Origin of the sequence: Stenotrophomonas sp. 169 (assembly GCF_014621775.1) — a bacterium.
Lineage (GTDB): Bacteria > Pseudomonadota > Gammaproteobacteria > Xanthomonadales > Xanthomonadaceae > Stenotrophomonas.
The window spans coordinates 3,058,213-3,078,793 of record NZ_CP061204.1 but is presented as its reverse complement, the minus strand read 5'-3'; the positions used below and the strand labels follow the sequence as shown (position 1 = coordinate 3,078,793).

Here is a 20,581-nt window from a genome sequence, read left to right as displayed (position 1 = left end):
GTAGACTCGGCGCATTCAAATATCGCGCCCTGCCTGTGCCCCGACGCTACGATTCCGACGACATCGACGATCTCGACGACGACAACGAGACCGGACCTTCGCCCTGGCGCCGCCGCGTGATCACGTGGGCCATGGCCGCCGTGGCCCTCGGCCTTGGCTTCCTGATCCCGTACACGGTTTACCTGAATCACCAGGTCACCCAACGCTTTGGCGAGCTGCGCTGGCAGATCCCTACGCGCGTCTATGCCCGGCCGCTGGTGTTGCTGCCGGGGAAGGCGATGGACGCGGCGACACTGAAGACGGAGCTCGCCGCGTCGGCGTACCGCGACGATGGCAACGGCAAGGCGCCTGCGACCTACACCGTGCAGGGCACGCGCTTCACCATCTCCAGCCGCGGCTACAACGATGTGGACGGTCGCGTTGCCCCACGTCGGGTCGAACTGAGCCTGTCCGGCGGTACGATCACCTCGCTCCGGGATCCTGACAGCCGCAAGGCGCTCAAGGCGGCCCGGCTCGATCCCGCTCGGATTGCCACGCTGTACGGCCAGAAGCAGGAGGAGCGTCGCCTGATCCGCATGGAAGAGGCGCCCGACCTGCTGGTCACCGGCCTGCAGGCGGTGGAAGACAAAGACTTCAACCGGCATCACGGCATTGATCTGTCCGGCATCGCGCGCGCCGTCTGGGTGACCGTGCGGTCGGGCGGACAGAGTCGGCAGGGTGCGTCGACGTTGACCCAGCAGCTGGCGCGCAGTGGCCTGCTGGGGATCGGCAAAGAGCAGACCATCACCCGCAAGTTCAACGAGGTACTGTTCGCGCTGATCATGGAAGCGCGCTACGACAAGCGCACGATCTTCGAGGCATACCTCAACCAGGTCTATCTCGGCCAGCGCGGCAGCCAGGCCATCCATGGCATGTCGTCGGGTGCGGAGTTCTGGTTCGGGCGCGATCTGTCCTCGCTGGAAAGCGAGCACATCGCGCTGCTGATCGGCCTGGTCAAAGGACCGTCTTTCTACGACCCGCGGCGTAACCCGGAACGCGCCCTCGACCGGCGCAACTTCGTTCTCGGCAAGCTGCACGAGGCCACGCTGATCGACGACGCCGAGTACCAGCGCGCCGTCAAGGCACCGCTCGGCGTGCCGGAAAACCCCGGCCTGGTGGCCGCGAACCGTTTCCCGGCCTACGTCGATCTGGTGCGCCGCCAGCTGGGGCATGACTACCCCGAGTCGGTACTGCAGGGCGCCGGCATGAGCGTGATGAGCGGCATGGCACCGTCCGCGCAGGCGTACGCCGAAGGGGCTGTGACCCGCACCGTCAAGTCGCTGGAAAACAAGCGTCGGCCGGAAATCCAGGCGGGGCTGGTGCTGACCGATGTGCACAACGGCGACGTGCTGGCGGTGGTCGGCGGCCGCGACGTGGCCGCCCCCGGTTTCAACCGCGCCATCGAAGCGCAGCGGCCGGTGGGCTCCCTGCTGAAGCCGTTCGTGTACCTGCTGGCATTGGCGCAGCCGGATCGGTACTCGCTGGCCAGTTGGGTGGATGACTCTCCGGTGACCGTGAACCTCGGCCGCAACCGCAACTGGTCGCCCGGCAACGCTGACAACCGCAGCCATGGCACGGTGCGGCTGATCGATGCGCTGGCGCATTCCTACAACCAGGCGACGGTACGCGTGGGCATGCAGGTGGGGCCGGAGCGCGTCACCCAGTTGATCCATGTGCTGGCCGGCATCAAGGCCGACTCCAATCCATCGGTGATCCTGGGTTCCACTGACCAGAGCCCGTACGCGATGGCGCAGCTGTACCAGTTCCTGGCCTCCGGCGGCGAGATCCAACCGCTGCACGCGGTGCGTGGTGTGCTGGATCCGCAGGGCAAGCTGCTCAAGCGTTACGACAAGACCCCGGCACCGGCACAGGAGGGTGACTCGATCGCCGCCAACCTGATCAGCATCGGCCTGCAGCAGGTGGTATCCAGCGGCACCGCACAGCGCTTGAATGCCGATGGCCTGGGCCGTCTGCAGGCGGCGGGCAAGACCGGCACGTCCAATGACGGTCGCGACAGCTGGTATGCCGGCTACACCGGTGACCACTTGGCGGTGGTGTGGATGGGCAACGACCAGAACGAGCAGACCGGCCTGTTTGGCGCGACCGGTGCGATGCGGGTCTGGTCGGGCATCTTCTCGCGCCTGCCGACGGCGCCGCTGAAGGTCAGTGGCAAGGGCGTGGACTGGCAATACGTTGATGCCACCGGCAGCAGCGCCACCGATGAAACCTGCCCGGGTACGCGACGCTTCCCGTTCGTGGTGGGCTATGCACCGGCCTATGCGCCGTGCACGCCACCGGCGGCGATGCCGGAAGAAGGCGGCGAGAGCGAGGGCGGTGGCTGGCGCAGCTGGTTCGGTCTGGATCCCAAGCCGGAGGCGACTCCGCAACCTGCCGCGCAGCCGGCTCCTACGACGTCTCCGAGGTAACTGTCATGACCTTCCGTACCCTGCGTGTTTCCCTGCTCTGCGCGGCGCTGTGTGCATCGCTGGCCGCCTGCGTGACCGCGCCGCCGCCGGTTGTTGCGCCCGTGGACACTACGACCCCTGCACAGCGTATGGCCGCCGTGGAAAAGATCGCCGGTCACGACGACAAGGAACTGTCCGTACAACCGCTGCGCGATCCGCAGGTGGACGACCTGCGCCAGAGCGCCCAGGCCGCGCGCCAGGCGAACGACCTGGCAGGGGCGGCTGGCCACCTGGACCAGGCGCTGACATTGGTGGCGGAAGATCCGGCGGTGCTGCAGGAGCGTGCCGAAGTCGCGTTGCTGCAGGGCCAATGGGCACCGGCCGAGCAGTTCGCACAGCAGGCCATACAGCTGGGGTCGAAGACCGGGCCGCTGTGTCGCCGCCACTGGGCGACCATTGAACAAGCGCGGCTGGCGCGCGGTGAGAGCGAAAACGCGGTATCGGCGCATGCGCAGATCGAGCGCTGCACCGTGCCGGGCATCATGCGCTACTGAGGTTGGCGAACGGGTTGAACCCCCTCGCGGGTGGCTCTCAGGCTTGAGCTGAGCTTGGTCCGGGCGGTGGGGCTGGTCGGGGGACGCGCACAAGTACGTCCATGTAGCGCTCGTTTCGCGCCATCCATGGCGCTCAACGCCCCCGCCCAGCCCCACCGCCCGGCCCCCTGACAGGTTCCGTGGCCGCCAGCCGCGTAATAAAGAAAAAGGAAAAGCGGTAGCGCCGACCCATGGTCGGCGAGCGCAGCGGGCCGTTGGCGGGAACATTCCGCCGACCATGGGTCGGCGCTACCGATGGATGTTGATGTTGCCTTGGCCTCTGCTCCGTCGGGCGCCGCTCGGCGAAAAAAACCGCCAGCCGGTATCCTGTGGAGGTTGATGAAGCCTGATCTTGTCCATGCCAGCCGCGAGGCGCTGAGCGAGGGTGGGGCACTCGCCTCCCACGTGGATGCGTTTGTGCCGCGTCCGGCGCAGCTGCGCCTCACCGAAGCGATCGCCGAGACGCTGCAACAGCGTGACCTGTTGTTGGCCGAGGCCGGCACGGGTACCGGCAAGACCTATGCGTATCTGGTGCCGGTGCTGCTGTCGGGCCTGAAAACCATCATCTCCACCGGCACCCGCGCGCTGCAGGACCAGCTGTACCACCGCGACCTGCCGCGCGTGCGCCAGGCGCTGGGGGTGGGCCATCGCAGCGCATTGCTGAAAGGCCGCTCGAATTATCTGTGCCGTTACCGCCTGCAGCAGGCGCGTGGCGAGCCGCGGTTCTCCACCCCCCAGCAGGCGGCAGAGTTCCAGCGCGTGCTCGCCTGGTCCGGACGTACCCGCCACGGTGACATGGCGGAGCTGGAAGCCTTGGCCGATGACTCGCCGCTGCTGCCGATGGTCACCTCCACCGTCGACAATTGCCTGGGCACGGAGTGCGCGTTCTACGACGACTGCTTCGTGGTGCAGGCACGGCAGCGGGCGCAGGCTGCCGATGTCGTCGTGGTGAACCATCATCTGCTGTTGGCTGACCTGGCGCTCAAGCAGGAAGGCTTTGGTGAACTGCTGCCGGGAGCGGAGGCGTTCGTCATCGACGAGGCGCACCAGTTGCCCGAGCTTGCCGCGCAGTTTTTCGGCGAAGGCTTCGGCATGCGGCCGTGGCAGGAGCTGGCGCGCGACTGCCTGCTGGAGTCGCGCAGCGTGGCGGGTGCGCAGGCATCGCTGCAGGCCCCGGCCGGCGCACTGGAGCACGCGCTGCAGGATCTGCGCACGGCGATGGATGGCTTGCCGCCGCGTGGCACGCAGTGGCGTGCGCTTGCGGTGCCGCAGGTGCGTGACGGATTCGATGCGGTGATGAGTGCGCTGCATCTGCTGCTGCAGGTACTGGACACGCTTCGCGAAGCATCCGCCGGCCTCGATGCGTGTCATGCGCGTGCGCGCGAGGCGGTATCCCGCCTGACCCGGTGGCTGGGCGACGATGCGCCACTGCTCGACTTCGACGCCGAGCCGGAGCCGCTGTCCGCGCCTGCGGCGGACGTGCTCTGGTATGAGCTCACCCCGCGTGGATTCCGCTGCCAGCGCACGCCGATGGATGTCTCCGGCCCCCTGCGTGAACATCGTGAGCGCACAATGGCCGCCTGGATTTTCACCTCGGCCACGTTGACGGTGGGGGGCGGCTTCGAGCATGTCATCCAGCGGCTGGGGCTGGACGATCCGTGTACGCTGCTGCAGGCCAGCCCCTTCGACTGGCCGCGCCAAGCGCTGTGCTATCTGCCCGAGGGCTTGCCTGATCCTGCGGCACGCGGCTTCGGTACCGCCCTGATCGCTGCGCTTCGGCCGGTGCTCGAGGCTTCGCAGGGCCGAGCGTTCCTGTTGTTTGCATCGCACCGTGCGCTGCGCGAAGCGGCCGAAGCGCTGCGCGGTGCGCCGTGGCCCTTGTTCGTCCAGGGTGAGGCGCCCCGCGCGACGCTGCTGCAGCGCTTCCGCGAATCGGGCAATGGCGTGTTGCTGGGATCGGCCAGTTTCCGCGAAGGCGTGGACGTGGTCGGCGATGCGCTGAGCGTGGTGGTGATCGACAAACTGCCTTTCGCCGCACCGGATGATCCTGTGTTCGAGGCGCGCCTTGAGGCCATCCGTACGCAGGGCGGCAACCCGTTCCGCGACGAACAACTGCCGCAGGCGGTGATCGCACTGAAGCAGGGCGTGGGGCGCTTGATCCGCAGTGAAACCGACCGTGGGGTACTGGTGCTGTGTGATCCGCGCCTGCTCAACCGGAGCTATGGTCGGGTCTTCCTGGATTCGCTGCCGCCGTTCCGCCGCACCCGCGCGCTGGCCGATGTGCAGGCCTTCTTTGCGCCACAATGGACGCCTCCGGCGGCACAGGCTGACGATCCCCCGGGCACGCCCCTCTCTTTGTTCTGACCGCCGACCCCACGATGAAACTGCTCGCTTTTGAACTGTCCACCGAAGCCTGTTCCGTTGCCGTCCATGTGGACGGTGCGGTGCTGCAGCGTTTCGAGATCGCACCACGACGGCATGCCGAACTGGCGCTGCCGTGGGCCGAGGCGCTGTTGGCGGAGGCCGGCATCGCGCGTTCGCAGCTGGATGCGATCGCGCTGGGGCGCGGTCCGGGGGCATTCACCGGTGTCCGGCTGGCGATCGCGATAGCGCAGGGCGTGGCGCTCGCACTGGACCGGCCACTGCTGCCGGTTTCCACGCTGCAGGCGCTCGCACTGCGTGCGCCGGCGGATGCGCAGCACATCCTGGCCGCGATCGACGCCCGCATGGGCGAGGTGTATGTGGCCCGATACCACCGCGTCGACGGCCTGCCGCAGTTGCAGGACACCGAGCGCGTGTGTCCGCCGCAGGCCGTGTCGGTGCCTGCCGGTCTGCGCTGCTTTGGCGTGGGCACTGGGTTCTCGGCCGCCGATGGCGCGGTGCCGACGTTGCTGGGCGGGACGCTGAGCGGCGTGGACGCAACCGCGTTGCCACAGGCATCGGATGTGCTGGCACTGGCGTTGCCGATGCTGGCACGGGGCGAGGCGGTTGCGCCGGAACGGGTGGAGCCGGCCTACCTGCGCGACAACGTGGCGTTGACCCTGGTGGAGCAGCAGGCGCTACGTGCGTCCAAGCTGAAGTAGGTCGGCAAACGGGTGGGACCCCCTCGCGGTGGGCTGCTTCAAGGCTAAGTGCTTGGGGCCGGGCGGTGGCGCTGGGCGGGGGACGGCAAGAGCCGCATCCATGCGGGCCTCGTTTCGCGCCATCCATGGCGGGGTCCACGTCATCGCATTCGCGCTGCCGCTCCCACGCTTTGCTTCGCAAACCGCGGGCCCCGTCTCACCAGCACCCACACCCCGCCGCTTCGCGGCCGCCCCTGACTCAGGGGCTCCCTCCACCCGACGGGTCAATGCGGCCTGTGGTAGCGCCGACCCATGGTCGGCGAGCGCAGCGGGCCGTTGGCGGGAACATTCCGCCGACCATGGGTCGGCGCTACCGATGTCGGCATGCCCGACGGTTCCACGGCCGCCATGGACCTGTCGAGGGTGGGGCGGGGTGGGTTGGCGGGGGCGTTGAGCGGCATGGATGGCGCGAAACGAGGCCCGCATGGATGCGGCCCTTGCCGTCCCCCGCCAACCCACCCCGCCCCGCCCAGCACACAGCCCTGCAGGCCTTTGACGTTGCCGTTGACGTTGCCGTTGCCGTTGCCGTTGCCGTTGCCGTTGCTGTTGCCGTTGCTGTTGCCGTTGCCGTTGCTTCAAAGCAGGTGCCGGGCGCAGCCCGGCATCATCCACCCTCAGTCGTCGCGCAGTTCGCCGCCGGGCAGGAACGCCCAGGTACGCGTCACCTGCAGGATGTCGATGTCATCCTTCGTCTGCGGCAGGGCGGGGAAGGGCTGGGCCAGGCGAACCACGCGCAGCGCGGTCTCGTCCAGCAGCGGCGTCCCACTGGATCTCAGGATGCGCGCGCTTTCCACGCTGCCATCGCGGCGCACACCGACCGTGATCACGACCTGCCCGCCAAGGCGACGACGGCGCACGTCATCGGGGTAGTTCAGGTTGCCCACGTGCTCAGCGCGATCCACCCAGGCGCGCAGATACGTGGCCCACGCGTACTCGCGGGTGCTGGCTGAAACGAACTTGCGGTTTGGCCGCTTGGCGTACTGCGCCGAACGCAGGTGCACCTCGGCCGCCAGGCGCGCCATGTCGGCATCGCGCTGCTCGCGTGCGTTCAACGGCGCGTCGGGGCGTGGCTGCTCCGGCATCGGCTGCGACTGGGCCTGTGCGACCTGCTGCTCACCATTGCGGCTGCTGACCACACGCGACTGCGGTGGCGGCGGGGCCGCGGCATCTTGGCGCTGCTGCGGCACCGGACTGCTGCCTGGCAGCGCCTGTGGCACCACTCCGGCCTGGCTGTCGCGTGGGCGCAGCGCCTTGTCGTGCTCGCCACCACCGACCTGACTGGCAGCGGCCAGGAAATCCGCCTGCTTCGGCGTCAACGCGGTGCGCGTCTGGCTGAAGATCACATCCAGCGTCGGCACCAGCGGCGCTTCGCCGCGAACGGCGAAGCCGACGCCCAGCAGCAGCGCGCCATGCACCGCCACCGACAGCGCCAGGGTGGTGCCCAGACGCTGCGCGGAGCGGTCCGCCAAGAGCAGGGGCGCGACCACGGGCATTACGGCAGGCTGGCCTCGATGGCATCGAAGAGGGTGCCGGCGATGTTCAGCCCATACTGGGCATCCAGTTCACGCACGCAGGTCGGGCTGGTCACGTTGACCTCGGTCAGGTAATCGCCGATCACGTCCAGGCCGACGAAGCGCATGCCGCGACGCTTCATCTCAGGCCCCACCTGGGCGGCGATCCAGCGGTCGCGCTCGCTCAGCGGGCGGCCTTCGCCGCGACCACCGGCAGCCAGGTTCCCGCGGAACTCGTCGCCCTGCGGAATGCGGGCCAGGCAGTAATCCACCGGTTCGCCATCCACCAGCAGGATGCGCTTGTCACCGGCGGTGATGTCGGGGATGAACTTCTGCGCCAGGGTCAACTTGCGGTCGCCGTCGGTCAGCGTTTCCAGGATGACGTTGAGGTTCGGGTCGCCCGTGCCGCTGCGGAAGATCGAGCGGCCTCCCATGCCATCCAGCGGCTTAAGCACGGCCTGCCCGTGTTCCAGCACGAAGGCCTTCAACGCCTTGGCATCCCGGCTGACCAGGGTAGGGGGGCAGCACTGCGGGAACAGCAGCGCGGCGAGCTTCTCGTTGTAGTCGCGCAGTCCCTGCGGGTTGTTGACCACCAACGCACCGGCCGTCGCGGCCACGTCCAGCACCTGCGTGTCGTAGATGAATTCCGCATCGACCGGCGGATCCTTGCGCATCAGCACGACCTGGCCGGGACCGAATTCGGTCAGGCTGAACTCGCCCAGCGTGTACCAGTCGGCCGCGTCGTCGCGGACCTGCAGGGGCGCCGTGCGGGCAACGGCCCGTCCGCTGTCCAGGCTGAGGCCGCCGGGTTTGACGTAGTGCAGGGCATGGCCGCGCCGCTGCGCTTCGAGCAGCATGGCGAAGGTCGTGTCCTTGGCGATCTTGATGTGGGCGATGGGATCCATCACCACGATGACGTTCAGCGGCATGGGAGCACCTGTGGGGCAAGGTGCTGATGGTAGCGGCTCCGGCCCGGTGTTGCCTGCCCCGTGGCGCGCAACGCTGCGTGCGGCCGATGGCCGCAGGCCCGCCGGACGGGGGTTGCGCAGAAGATTCATCGCCGAACTTGCTGGCGGTCACGCAAGTGCGATATAGATACGCCTTCGCAGCGGCACCGACCGAAGTGCCGCGCATGGGGAACGGCAATGACTGAGAACATGACTGCGGGCGGGGAGCTCGCAGGACTCCGGGTGATGGTCATCGATGATTCGAAGACGATCCGCCGGACCGCGGAAACGTTGTTGAAACGGGAAGGCTGCGAGGTCGTCACCGCGACCGACGGCTTCGAGGCACTTGCCAAGATCGCCGACCAGCAGCCGCAGATCATCTTCGTGGACATCATGATGCCGCGTCTGGATGGGTATCAGACCTGCGCGCTGATCAAGGGAAACCAGCTGTTCAAGTCCACGCCGGTGATCATGCTGTCCTCCAAGGACGGCCTGTTCGACAAGGCGCGTGGTCGCATCGTGGGTTCGGAGCAGTACCTGACCAAGCCCTTTACGCGTGAAGAACTGCTGGGTGCCATCCGCACATACGTCAACGCCTGACCAGGGGGGAAAGGCAAAATGGCTCGAATCGTTCTTATCGAGGACTCACCGACCGACAGGGCGGTGTTCACGCAATGGCTGACCAAGGCCGGGCACGAAGTTCTGCAAGCGGACAACGCCGAGGACGGGATCGTGCTGGTCAAGGAACACATGCCGCAGCTGGTCCTGATGGACGTCGTGCTGCCGGGCATGAGTGGCTTCCAGGCTACCCGCTCGCTGGCCCGCGACGCGGCGACCAAGAATATTCCGGTCATCATCGTCAGCACCAAGGCGATGGACACGGATAAGGCGTGGGGCCTTCGCCAGGGTGCGCGTGACTACATGGTCAAGCCGCCGCGCGAAGAAGACCTGATCGCCCGCATCAACGAGCTGGTGTCCTGATGCGTTCACCCTTCGACATTCTTGAAGCCTACGAACGGCGCAGCCTCGCCCATGCCGTGCAGTTGCCCGAGCGGCAGTTCGCGCAGGATCTGTGGCGTGGCGTGGGCTACCGGGTCGGCAACCGTCGGCTGGTATCGGATTTCCGCGAAGTGGTGGAAATCGTCCCGATGCCGCCGGTGACGCCGGTGCCCTGTGCGCAGCCGTGGCTGCTGGGCGTGGGCAACCTGCGAGGCAATCTGTTTCCGGTGATCGACCTGAAGCTGTTCCTGGAAGGCAACCGCACCGTGCAGCAGGAAGGTCAGCGCGTGCTGGTGATGCGGCAGGCCGGCGGTGACGTGGCGCTGACCATCGACGAACTGTTCGGCCAGCGCAGCTTTGAGCTGGACCAGGAAGTATCGGTTGGTGGCTTGGCCGAAGGCCGCTACGGCCACTTCGTCGACCGCGCATTCCAGGCCGACGGGCACGATTGGGGCGTTTTCTCGCTCTCGCTGCTGTCGCGCACTCCTGAATTCCGACAAGCCGCTGCCTGAAGGCACCGGCACGTCGTCTCTGCATTGCATTGAACATCGAGGTCGAACGATGAGTACTACTTCGGATTCCAACAAGGCCAGCAAGCTGCGCCTCGGTGGCACCAACGCGTGGTTGATCCTGTTGCTGGTGGCGATGGCGCTGTTCGGCCTGAACACCGGTGTGGCGACCTGGCAGGGCAGCCGTCTGGCCGACGCCAGCACCAAGGCAGCCGATCTGCAGGTGCTGTCCCAGCAGTTGGCCAACCAGGGCCGTGATGCGGTCGCCGGCAATGCGCAGGCGTTCACCGCGTTCAAGGCCACGCGCACCGCGATCGACGAGAACATGTCGACGCTGCAGGGCCGTTACGGCAATGAGCCGGGCGTGTCGTCGCCGATCAGCAAGCTGGCCGCGACGTGGCAGCCGCTGGGCAAGAGTGCGACGCAGCTGATCGCCAGTGAGTCGGCGGTGCTGACGTTGGCGGGCAACGCGAACAACTTCAGCGGCGCGATCCCCGGCCTGCAGGCACAGCTCAACGAAGTCGTCCGCGCGATGAGCGCCGCCGGCGCCCCCTCCTCGCAGATCTACAGTGCATTGCAGCAGGTCGTCGTGGCCGGCTCGATGGCCCGTCGCATCACCGAAATCCGGGCCGGGGGCTCATCGGCATCGGCGGCCGGTGATGCGCTGGCCCGCGATATCACGGTCTTCAGCCAGGTGATGGATGCATTGCGCAACGGCAATGACGAACTTGGCATCGTTGCGGTGCGCGGTGCGGCCGCGTTGGCTGCGCTGGAGCAGTCGCAGCAGCAGTGGTCGGCGATGAAGACCGACGCCGATGCCATCCTGGCCAGTTCGCGCCAGCTGTTTGCCGCGCAGGCCGCATCCGCCAGCTTGGCCACCGGCTCGGCGGACATGCTGGCCGACAGCAAGACGCTCTTCAATGCGTTCTCCTCGTTCGGCTCGGTCAGCGATACCCGCCTGTTCCCCAATTTCTGGATCGGCGTGGTCTCCGGTGTCCTGTCGCTGATCGCGATCATCGGCTTCGTCAGCACCTCGGTGCGCGGCCGCTCGCGCGAGCAGGAGCTGCGCTACCAGACCCAGGTGGAATTCAACAGCCGCAACCAGCAGGCCATCATGCGGCTGCTGGATGAAATCAGTTCGCTTGGTGAAGGCGATCTGACGGTGAAGGCATCGGTCACCGAAGACATGACCGGCGCCATCGCCGACGCCATCAACTATGCCGTGGACGAACTGCGCCATCTGGTGACCACCATCAACGACACCTCGGCCAAGGTCGCGCTGTCCACCCAGGAAACGCAGGCCACGGCGATGCAGCTGGCCGAGGCGGCAGGCCACCAGGCCAACCAGATCACCAACGCGTCGGACCGCATCGGCGAAATCGCAGCAAGCATCGAACAGGTGTCGCGCAACTCGTCTGAATCGGCCGAAGTGGCACAGCGTTCGGTGGTGATCGCCGCCGAGGGTGCCGGCGTGGTGCGCGAGACGATCCAGGGCATGGACCAGATCCGTGACCAGATCCAGGAAACGTCGAAGCGCATCAAGCGCCTGGGCGAGTCCTCGCAGGAGATCGGCTCGATCGTGGAACTCATCAACGACATTTCCGAGCAGACCAACATCCTGGCACTGAACGCCGCGGTGCAGGCGGCTTCGGCAGGCGAGGCCGGCCGTGGCTTTGCCGTGGTGGCCGACGAAGTGCAGCGCCTGGCAGAACGTACGTCCGGTGCGACGCGTCGGATCGAGGGCCTGGTACAGGCCATTCAGGCCGATACCAACGAAGCGGTTACCTCGATGGAGCAGACCACGGCCGAAGTGGTGTCCGGTGCCCGCCTGGCGGAAGACGCCGGTACTGCACTGACCGAGATCGAGCGCGTGTCCAATGCGCTGAACAACCTGATCAAGAACATCTCCGTGGCCGCCCAGCAGCAGTCGTCGGCTGCATCGGACATCACCCAGACCATGGGTGTGATCCGGCAGATCACCGGCCAGACATCGCAGGGTGCGGGGCAGACCGCCGAATCGATCGGCCACCTGGCACAGCTGGCCGCCGACCTTCGCCGCTCGGTCGCCGACTTCAAGCTGCCCGCGTAAGCGGTGTGGCGCGGAGAAGCAAGGATCACCTGATGAAGCATCGACATGACATCCGCCACATTGAACGTCCTGCCCGCGTGTGCAGCGTCGTACTGGCGACCGGAGCCCGCCCATGAGCAGCCTGCGTGACGCAATGAGCCACGCCGCCCTCGGCTGGGTGAAACCTGAGCTGGACGAGACCCTGCGCCAGGTGCGCAATGAGGTCGAGTACTTCGTCGAGGCCCCCGCCGATGGCAGCCGCATGCGCCTGTGCGCCGGCTACCTGCACCAGGTGCAGGGCACCCTGCGGATGGTGGAGCTGTACGCCCCGGCGATGGTGGCCGAAGAGCTGGAGCAGCTCGCGCTGGCGATCGGCACCGGCGAGGTGGCCGAGCGTGATGAATCCTGCGCGACGCTGATGCGTGGCAGCGTGCTGCTTCCCGACTATCTGGAGCGCCTGCAGAATGGCCATCGCGATATCCCCATCGTGCTGCTGCCGCTGCTCAATGAGATCCGAGCCGCGCGCGGCGTGGCCGGCATCAACGAAAGCGTGCTGCTGGCCTTCGCGCCCGACAGCGTCAGTGCCAGCGAAGCCGAACTGGACCACGCACGGGGCAGCCTGAGCGGACGCAACCGTGAACTGCTGGATACGGTCGGCAGCGCGGTGAAGGAAGAACTGCTGCGCATCAAGGATGCCCTTGACCTGCACCTGCGCACGGGCGGGCAGCCCGAACAGCTGCACCAGCAGGTACGTGAGCTGACGGCGGTGGGTGACACGCTGGCCATGATGGGCCTGGATGTGGCACGCAACGTGGTGGTGCAGCAGCGTGACGCGCTGAGCGCGGTGGTGGAAGGCAATCAGGCGATCGATGAGGGCATGCTGCTCGATGTCGCCGGTGCGCTGCTTTACGTCGATGCGTCGCTGGATGACCAGGTCGCCCATCTGGGCGCAGCGGGAACCGGCGAGGACGATCCGTCCGCCGCAGAGACCCGCCGCACGCTGGAGGTTCTGGCCCACGAAGCCATCGCCAATTTCACCGTGGCCCGCGAGCACTTCGTCGCCTTCATCGAGACAAACTGGAACCACGCCGAACTGCAGGACGTGCCACGCCTGCTGGGCGAGGTCGGCGGCGCGCTGCGCATGCTGGACCTGCAGGTGCCGGCGGATTACCTGAAGGGCGTGCAGCTGTACATCAAGGCAGAGCTGGTGGAGCGCCAGCGTGTGCCCAGCGGTCGCCAGCTGGACACGCTGGCCGATGCGATGGCCAGCCTGGAGTACTACCTTGAAGCGCTGCGCGACCGCCGTCCGGGGCGCGAGAACATTCTGGACATCACCCGCAGCAGCCTGGAAAGCCTGCGTTACTGGCCGCTGCCGGTGGCCGATGCCATCGCGGCCGAGGCCGTAGCCAGCGAGCCGGTGCAGCCGGTAGAACGCGAGTCCATCCTGCCGCCGCCGTTGGACGTGCCGGAATTCGACACGCGCCCGTTGGCGGCCGTGTCGCCGCAGGGGCCTCCGCCGTTGCCGGATCTCGTGTTCGACGCACCGCCCACCGCGCGTGATCAGGACATCGCAGAAGACGACATCCACGCGCCGTCGTCCGAACCGACGCTGCTGTTCGCCGCCACAACCGCCGCGCCGCCCGAGGTCCCCGCGTGGGAGCTCGGCAGCTTCCAGGTCGAGCAGAAGTCGGACCCTACACCGACCTTCGCCAGCTTCGACCCGGTATCGGCCGAAGATGCGCCGGATCCGTCCGCCTGGTCCATCGAACCGACCCCGCAGGTGGATGGTTCACTCGACATGGCGGCTGCAGATCTTGAACATGCCGTTTCCGTACCCGCCGGCGCAGCCGACGACACGCTGATCAGCTTCGAGGGCGGCGTGTTCGATCCGGTGCTGGCCGAAGGCGATGCAGACGATGCGTTTGCGGTTCCGGTGAGCTTCCGCTTCGACGACGGCGAGCTCAGTCGCGCCGATGACGTGCTGTCGCTGGATGCCGTGGAAGCGGATGTCATCACGTTCAACGCCGATGGCCTTGCGATGGACAACGTGCCGGACGCCGATCCGCCGTCCATTGGCGCCGCCGACGACGACGCTACCAGTGCCAGTGCCAGCGACTTCGCCGAGGCGGATGCGCGCTTTCTTGCCGAGCTCGCGGCTGAAGCGGCGGCCTTCAATCCCGCGTTCGGATCGCCGGCCGTGCCGGTGGTGGACGAGGTACCCGCGGCACCGGTCATCACGGGGCTGCAGGGCGGTTTCGACGAGAACGCCGAGAATATCGATCAGGACATCCGTGATGTCTTCCTCGAAGAGTTCGACGAGGAACTTGAAAACCTGGGCAATCTGCTGCCGGCATGGCGCGCCCAACCCGACAACATGGACCGGCTGCGGCCGATCCGCCGCGTGTTCCACACGCTGAAGGGCAGCGGCCGACTGGTCGGTGCCCGCACCCTGGGTGAGTTCGCGTGGAAGATCGAAGGCATGCTCAACCGCGTGCTGGACGGCACGCGGCCGGCATCGCCGGCCGTGGTGGCGGTGGTCGAGCAGGCCTTCGGCGTGCTGCCGGAACTCAACGCAGCGCTGCGTGGCGGTCACCTCATCACCGCGGACCTGCAGGCGCTGCAGTCCATCGCGGATCGCGTGGCGGCCGGCGAGGAGACCTTCCATGTGCCGCTGCCTGCCCGCTCGGTGGACAGGGTGGAAGAAGCCTCTGTCGGGGTATCTGCCGACGACGCGGTCACACCCGCCGCTGACGGCGCCGAGATCCCGGTCGCCGTGGAATTGGACGGAACGCCTGCCAGCATCGACAGCGTGCTGCGCGAAATCCTCGAGGCCGAGGTGGAAGCGCACATGGCCACGTTGCACGGCTGGCTGGAAGCCTCTGGTAGCGAACCGCAGCCGGTCAACGATCCCTTGCTGCGCGCAGTGCACACCATGAATGGTGCATTTGCGATGACCGATGTGCCGGAAATCACCACGGTCACCGGTGCAGCCGAAACTTACATCAAGCGCGCCCTGGCCGCTGGCGAAGTGCCTACCGCGGATGCGGTGGATGCACTGGCGGCCACCGCGCAGGCAGTGGACGTCACCATGCGTGCCCTGCAGGCCGACGCCCCCCGGGTGCCGCTGCAGCACGCGCTTGCCGAGCGTCTGCAGGCCTTGGCCGCGACGCTGCCGGAAGCCCGCTGGCCCGTCGCCGATGGGTTCGAGGACACCGACGACCTTGCCGACGTGGACGGGCATGTTGAGGTTGTCGAAGCCACTGGGGAGGAGGAAGCACCTGTCGCGCCGTGGCAGCATGCCGACACTGCCGATACGCAGGTGGACGGACCGGTCGAGGTCGAGGCCGACGCTGGCCTGGCGCCGACCGACCCGACGGACGGCGATGCGGACCTCGAGGCCCTGGCCGAATCCATGGTCGAGGAGGGCGAGCTGCGGTTGATCGACGGTGACGAAGCCGCGGAGTGGACGCCAGACGAGGCAGTCGGGCAGGACGCTGTGCCGGTCGACCTCTCTGCTCCCGTCGTGGATCCGCCGATCGAATTGACCGGTGCCACCGATCTGTCGCGCTTCTTCGAAGCAGCATCCAACGTGGACGATGCGCCACTGCGGGATGCGGCCGACGCCGCGTCTGTCGACGCTGTCGAATCGCTCGAAGACGTGGCCGAGCCGGTCAGTGCAACAGACGTAGACGTGCAGCTGACCGGCGCCGAAGACCTGTCGCTCTATCTGGACGATGCCGCGCACGCTGCACTGCCGTCCAGTGCGGGCCCGGATGTGCACGAAGTCGCTGCAGCGGACATCACCGACGCCGAGCAGGCGCCGGCTGACGCTGAGGAAGACGCCGAAGACGAACTGCCTGCCGCGCCGACCTTTGGCGATGCCGTGGCCCTGCAGGAAGCGCTGGACGAAGGTCTGCACATCATCGAGGAGGGCGCCGAGGACGAGGAGGACAGTCCGCTGCTCTCGATAGAAGGCCACGACGTGTCTTCGCTGGAGACCACCGCATTCGCCGAACAGGCGGAAGACGAGCAGCCCGAAGCAGAAGCCGAAGCCGAAGCCGAAGCAGAAGCAGAAGCAGAAGCAGAAGCAGAAGCAGAAGCCGAAGCCGAAGCCGAAGCAGAAGCAGAAGCAGAAGCAGAAGCAGAAGCAGAAGCGGTCTCCGCTGACCGTCAGCCCTACTTCGAGATGGAGCCCCCGACCGTCGCGCCTGCAGGCGAGGACGTGGCGGACGAACAGACGGGGCAGGACGACGAGGTGGCGGCTGCCGATGCGCTGGACTTCAACGTGCTGGACCGCGAACTGGTCGATATCTTCGTCGAAGAAGGCAAGGATCTGCTGGATCATTGCGATGGCCTGATCAGCGACCTGCGCGCCGAACCGGAGGACCGCGACGCGTTGGCTGGCCTGCAACGTGATCTGCACACGCTGAAGGGCGGTGCACGTATGGCGGGCATCAACGCCATCGGTGATCTGGGGCATGGCATCGAGTCGCTGCTGGAGGCTGTCGCAGCCGGGCGCACCAGCATCGGACACGCCGATGTGCAGTTGCTGGAGCGCGGCTTCGATCGCCTGCACCAGATGCTGACCCGCACCGGTGCACATCGCGGCGTGGACGCTGCCGATGACCTGGTGGCCGCCTTCGACGCACGTACGCGTGGCCAGGTCGTTCTCGATGGCTCGGCCCCTGAGCCGGCTGTCGCACCTGCGCAGCCGACCGCCGCTGACCTCATCGCCAGCCTGCCGTTGTCAGCACCCCTGCCGCTGGATGGCGGTGGCGAAGAAGAGGGTGGCGCACGACCGCAGCAGGAGCAGGTGCGCGTGCGCGCCGACCTGCTTGATCGGCTCGTCAACCACGCCGGTGAAGTGGCGATCTACCGCTCGCGGCTGGAACAGCAGCTTGGTGCCTTCCGCGGCGCCATGGGCGAGCTTGAACGTACCAATGCCCGACTGCGTGATCAGTTGCGTCGTCTTGATCTGGAGACCGAAGCGCAGATCGTGGCGCGCTACCAGCGTGAGCAGGAGCAGGCAGACCACACGTTCGATCCGCTGGAACTCGACCGCTTCTCCACGCTGCAGCAGCTGAGCCGTGCACTGAACGAATCGGCGGCCGATCTGGGCGGGCTGCAGGGTGTGCTGGACGACCTGTCGCGGCAGTACGACACCTTGCTGCAGCAGCAGTCGCGCGTCAGTTCGGAGCTGCAGGATGGCTTGATGCGCGCACGCATGGTGCCCTTCGATGGCCTGGTGCCGCGTCTGCGCCGGGTGGTTCGCCAGGCAGGGGTTGATACCGGCAAGCAGGTCCACCTCACCCTGGAAGGCACGCATGGCGAACTCGATCGCAACGTGCTTGACCGGATGGTGGCGCCGCTGGAACACATGCTGCGCAACTCGGTGGCGCACGGTCTGGAAACGGCCGAGCAGCGCCGCGCCGCCGGCAAGCAGGAAGAGGGTGAGATCACCCTGCGTCTGCACCGCGAAGGCTCGGAAATCGTGCTCGACGTGTCGGATGATGGCGCCGGGCTGGACCGCGAGGCGATCCGTCGTCGTGCGTTGGAACGCGGGCTTATCCAGGCCGAGGCGGTGCTGGCGGACAACGAGTTGGACAACCTGATCTTCGCCGCCGGCTTCAGCACCGCCGACCAGTTGAGCCAGTTGTCCGGACGCGGCGTAGGCATGGACGTGGTGCGCAACGAAGTGCGCCAGTTGGGTGGCAGCGTGGAAATCCACTCGGTCCGTGGCCAGGGCGCGCGCTTCACGTTGCGCCTGCCGCAGACGCTGGCGGTGACCCAGGCGGTGCTGGTGCAGATCGGCGAGACCACCTACGCCGTGCCGGTGGCATCGGTCAGCGGTATCGGTCGCATCTCACGCGAACGCTTCGAAGCGGGCGACAGCACCTACCGCTACAGTGGCGAGGAGTACACGCTGCACGATCTCGGCAGCCTGATCGGCCAGGCGCCGGCGCGTGCCGAGGGCCAGGCCCAGGTGCCGCTGCTGCTGGTCCGCGCAGGCGACCTGCGCGCGGCGGTGGCGATCGACCAGGTGCTCGGCAACCGCGAAATCGTGGTCAAGCCGGTCGGCCTGCAGATTGCGTCGGTTCCGGGAATCTACGGCGCCACCATCACCGGCGATGGCCGCGTGGTGGTGATCCTGGACGTGGCCCCGCTGGTGCGCCGCTTCGTCGGCAACCCGCAGCGTCCGCTGCTGGTTGCCGAACAGGAACTGCAGCGGCAGGTGCCGCTGGTGATGGTGGTGGACGATTCACTCACCATGCGCAAGGTCACCGGGCGCATCCTGGAACGCCACAACTTCGATGTCAGCGTCGCCCGCGACGGCGTGGAGGCGCTGGAGCGGCTGGAAGAACGTGTGCCCGACCTGATGCTGCTGGATATCGAGATGCCGCGCATGGATGGTTATGAACTGGCTACGGCCATGCGTGCCGACCCGCGCTATCGCGACGTGCCCATTGTGATGATCACTTCGCGCAGTGGCGAAAAGCATCGCCAGCGCGCCTTCGAAATCGGCGTGCAGCGTTACCTGGGCAAGCCCTACCAAGAGCTTGACCTGATGCGTAACGTGTACGACCTGCTGGGGATCGCCCGTGTCCGTGAATGACGTAATGCCGCCGCCGGCCGTTGCACTGCTGGCCAGGGAGGGCGCCGCGCGCGACCGCCTGCGTGAAGCACTCGCGCAGGCCGATGTAGCGCTGGTGCTGGAAGAGGATCCCAACGTGCTGGACCCGGCCGCGCTGCTTGCGGTTGCGCCGCAGGCGGTGGTGATCGCGTTGGAGCCTGCCGTGGAGGACGCATTGGAACGCCTCGATGCGGTGCTGTCTTCGCCTGATTTCACCCTGGTGTTCGACGAGGCCGAACTGGCGGCACGCCGGGAAGGGTGGGAAACCCAGCGCTGGGCACGCCATCTGGCAGCCAAGCTGCATGGCCACCGCCAGGTGCTGCCACCGGGTGCGGAAGTTGAAGAAGAGCTCGTGCCGGAACCTGGCCTGCCGGACACCCCCGAGCAGTTGCATGCCAACGCGCCGCTGGCGTTCCATGTGGATGAAGCCGTCGACGCGGCCGACCTGCTGGCGGGCGACAGTCTGTACGAGCCCCCGGGCCCTTGGCAGCCATCGCAGGTGACCGAGCGGGACGTCGAGCAGACAACCGATCGCCACGAGCCGGCCGCCATCAGCAGCCCCGTGCTGCCGTCGGTGCCGCTCGATCACGGAAGCTGGTCGTTGCTGGACGACGAGGCATCCTTTGCCCCCGCCGCACGCGTGGACGCGGGACCGCCGCCCCTGCCGGCGTTTGATTCGGATCGACTGTCACTGGTCGAGATGGACGAAGCGGCCGGCCCACGTCGCGGTGCCAAGGGCGCGGTGGTGGTACTGGCCGGTATTGGCGGCCCCGATGCGCTGCGTCGCCTGCTGGCCGCGCTGCCAGCCCGCCTCGACGTGCCCCTGCTGGTCCGCATGCCGCTGGATGGCGCGCGCTACGGCAATCTGGTGAAGCAGATGGCACGCGTCTCTCCGCTGCCGGTCGAGCTGGCTGAAATCGGTGCCGACGTCGTCGAGGGGCAGGTGTACATCCTGTCCGATGATACGGCCGCCGCCCTGCGGGATGGCGGGTTGTATTTCCTCGGCAGCGCGCAGGGTCTGGACCTGGCCGCGTTGCCGCCCGCGCACAGTGCGGTGATCCTGCTCAGCGGTGCCGATCTGTCCCAGGTCGACCCGGCGCTCACCCTCGCCGAAGCCGGTGCGTGGGTCGGCGGTCAGGTCGGTGAGGGATGCTATGACCCGGCTGCCGCAACCGCGGTGGTCGCTGCCGGCATGTTCGCCGGCGAACCCCAGGAGCTGGCGCAGGCAATCAGTGCGCGCTGGGAACTGCCTGAGCAAGGAGAGCCGTCGTGAGCCATGCCAATAATGATGAAATCCGCGGTGTCCTCATCCAGTCCGGACCCGAGCGCGTGCTGCTGCCGAATGCGACCGTCGCTGAAATGATGGCCAAGGTGCAGGTCGAGCCGACGGCGGACGGCCCGCACTGGCTGCTGGGTCGGCTGGCCTGGCACGGCTGGGACATACCGCTGGTGTCCTTTGCCCGCTTGTCCGGCCTGGGCGAAGAAAGCGTGGGCAGCAACAACAAGGTGGTGGTGTTGAAATCGCTGGCTGGCAACGCAGAGCGGCCGTATTACGCGGTGCTGACGCAGGGCTTTCCGCAGTTGATCTCGGTGCCGCGTGACGGTCTGCTGGCAGACGCGTCGGAAGAGAACCTGCCCGACAGCGTGCACATGCGCGTGCTGCTGGGCGAGCAGAGCGCACTGCTGCCGAACCTGGATGCGCTGGAAAGGGCGCTGGATTCACTGCACTGACCTGCCTGCGCTTCGCGCTCGCCGAG

13 protein-coding genes are annotated in these 20,581 nt (G+C 67.2%); 11 read left to right on the top strand and 2 right to left on the bottom strand.

Annotation, left to right across the window (positions count from 1 at the left end; translation table 11 throughout):
• Nucleotides 1-35: 35 nt before the first annotated feature.
• The 4 genes from mrcB to tsaB all read left to right on the top strand — a co-directional run bounded on the left by mrcB (nt 36) and on the right by tsaB (nt 6,120).
• Nucleotides 36-2,465 carry a penicillin-binding protein 1B gene (gene mrcB, locus ICJ04_RS13360; protein ID WP_188324710.1) on the top strand — a complete coding sequence of 810 codons (2,430 nt, stop codon included), beginning with the start codon at nt 36-38 and terminating at the stop codon, nt 2,463-2,465.
• A gap of 5 nt (nt 2,466-2,470) precedes the next feature.
• Nucleotides 2,471-2,998, top strand: coding sequence for a hypothetical protein (locus ICJ04_RS13355; protein ID WP_188324709.1), 528 nt, complete (start codon nt 2,471-2,473; stop codon nt 2,996-2,998).
• Nucleotides 2,999-3,376: 378 nt separating this feature from the next.
• A complete protein-coding gene (locus ICJ04_RS13350) occupies nt 3,377-5,401 on the top strand; it encodes an ATP-dependent DNA helicase (RefSeq protein ID WP_188324708.1) in 2,025 nt (674 codons plus the stop codon).
• A gap of 14 nt (nt 5,402-5,415) precedes the next feature.
• A complete protein-coding gene (gene tsaB / locus ICJ04_RS13345) occupies nt 5,416-6,120 on the top strand; it encodes a tRNA (adenosine(37)-N6)-threonylcarbamoyltransferase complex dimerization subunit type 1 TsaB (protein WP_188324707.1) in 705 nt (234 codons plus the stop codon).
• Between the two features lie 653 nt (nt 6,121-6,773).
• Here the strand turns inward: tsaB and ICJ04_RS13340 are convergent.
• On the bottom strand, nt 6,774-7,652 hold the full coding sequence (locus ICJ04_RS13340; protein ID WP_188324706.1) for an energy transducer TonB: 879 nt from the start codon (nt 7,650-7,652) through the stop codon (nt 6,774-6,776).
• The gene (gshB, locus tag ICJ04_RS13335) at nt 7,652-8,599 is read right to left on the bottom strand and encodes a glutathione synthase (RefSeq protein WP_188324705.1); all 948 of its coding nucleotides are present in this window, start codon (nt 8,597-8,599) and stop codon (nt 7,652-7,654) included. Before gshB ends, ICJ04_RS13340 begins: the two co-directional genes overlap by 1 nt.
• A gap of 216 nt (nt 8,600-8,815) precedes the next feature.
• Here gshB and pilG point away from each other — a divergent pair, with 216 nt between their 5' ends.
• From pilG to ICJ04_RS13300, 7 genes are all read left to right on the top strand, one after another.
• Nucleotides 8,816-9,217 carry a twitching motility response regulator PilG gene (pilG, locus tag ICJ04_RS13330; protein WP_042614342.1) on the top strand — a complete coding sequence of 134 codons (402 nt, stop codon included), beginning with the start codon at nt 8,816-8,818 and terminating at the stop codon, nt 9,215-9,217.
• Nucleotides 9,218-9,235: 18 nt separating this feature from the next.
• Complete coding sequence (locus ICJ04_RS13325; protein ID WP_188324704.1) at nt 9,236-9,598, top strand: response regulator; 363 nt, start codon at nt 9,236-9,238, stop codon at nt 9,596-9,598.
• Nucleotides 9,598-10,128, top strand: coding sequence for a chemotaxis protein CheW (locus tag ICJ04_RS13320; RefSeq protein WP_188324703.1), 531 nt, complete (start codon nt 9,598-9,600; stop codon nt 10,126-10,128). Before ICJ04_RS13325 ends, ICJ04_RS13320 begins: the two co-directional genes overlap by 1 nt.
• Before the next feature lie 49 nt (nt 10,129-10,177).
• Nucleotides 10,178-12,214 (top strand): methyl-accepting chemotaxis protein, encoded by a 2,037-nt coding sequence (locus ICJ04_RS13315; protein WP_188324702.1) that lies wholly within the window; start codon nt 10,178-10,180, stop codon nt 12,212-12,214.
• A gap of 112 nt (nt 12,215-12,326) precedes the next feature.
• Nucleotides 12,327-18,806, top strand: a complete 6,480-nt coding sequence (locus tag ICJ04_RS13310; protein WP_188324701.1) for an Hpt domain-containing protein — start codon at nt 12,327-12,329, stop codon at nt 18,804-18,806.
• Nucleotides 18,793-20,097 carry a chemotaxis protein CheB gene (locus ICJ04_RS13305; protein WP_188324700.1) on the top strand — a complete coding sequence of 435 codons (1,305 nt, stop codon included), beginning with the start codon at nt 18,793-18,795 and terminating at the stop codon, nt 20,095-20,097. The genes ICJ04_RS13310 and ICJ04_RS13305 overlap by 14 nt, the downstream gene beginning before the upstream one ends.
• The gene (locus ICJ04_RS13300) at nt 20,094-20,555 is read left to right on the top strand and encodes a chemotaxis protein CheW (RefSeq protein ID WP_188324699.1); all 462 of its coding nucleotides are present in this window, start codon (nt 20,094-20,096) and stop codon (nt 20,553-20,555) included. Before ICJ04_RS13305 ends, ICJ04_RS13300 begins: the two co-directional genes overlap by 4 nt.
• Nucleotides 20,556-20,581 lie beyond the last annotated feature (26 nt).

Bases quoted from the DNA above. Each gene is read 5' to 3' on its own strand.
- gshB (WP_188324705.1), bottom strand. From the start codon at position 8,599: ATGCCGCTGAACGTCATCGTGGTGATGGATCCCATCGCCCACATCAAG.
- pilG (WP_042614342.1), top strand. From the start codon at position 8,816: ATGACTGAGAACATGACTGCGGGCGGGGAGCTCGCAGGACTCCGGGTG.
- ICJ04_RS13320 (WP_188324703.1), top strand. From the start codon at position 9,598: ATGCGTTCACCCTTCGACATTCTTGAAGCCTACGAACGGCGCAGCCTC.
- ICJ04_RS13340 (WP_188324706.1), bottom strand. From the start codon at position 7,652: ATGCCCGTGGTCGCGCCCCTGCTCTTGGCGGACCGCTCCGCGCAGCGT.
- ICJ04_RS13355 (WP_188324709.1), top strand. From the start codon at position 2,471: ATGACCTTCCGTACCCTGCGTGTTTCCCTGCTCTGCGCGGCGCTGTGT.
- ICJ04_RS13315 (WP_188324702.1), top strand. From the start codon at position 10,178: ATGAGTACTACTTCGGATTCCAACAAGGCCAGCAAGCTGCGCCTCGGT.
- tsaB (WP_188324707.1), top strand. From the start codon at position 5,416: ATGAAACTGCTCGCTTTTGAACTGTCCACCGAAGCCTGTTCCGTTGCC.
- ICJ04_RS13325 (WP_188324704.1), top strand. From the start codon at position 9,236: ATGGCTCGAATCGTTCTTATCGAGGACTCACCGACCGACAGGGCGGTG.
- ICJ04_RS13310 (WP_188324701.1), top strand. From the start codon at position 12,327: ATGAGCAGCCTGCGTGACGCAATGAGCCACGCCGCCCTCGGCTGGGTG.
- ICJ04_RS13350 (WP_188324708.1), top strand. From the start codon at position 3,377: ATGAAGCCTGATCTTGTCCATGCCAGCCGCGAGGCGCTGAGCGAGGGT.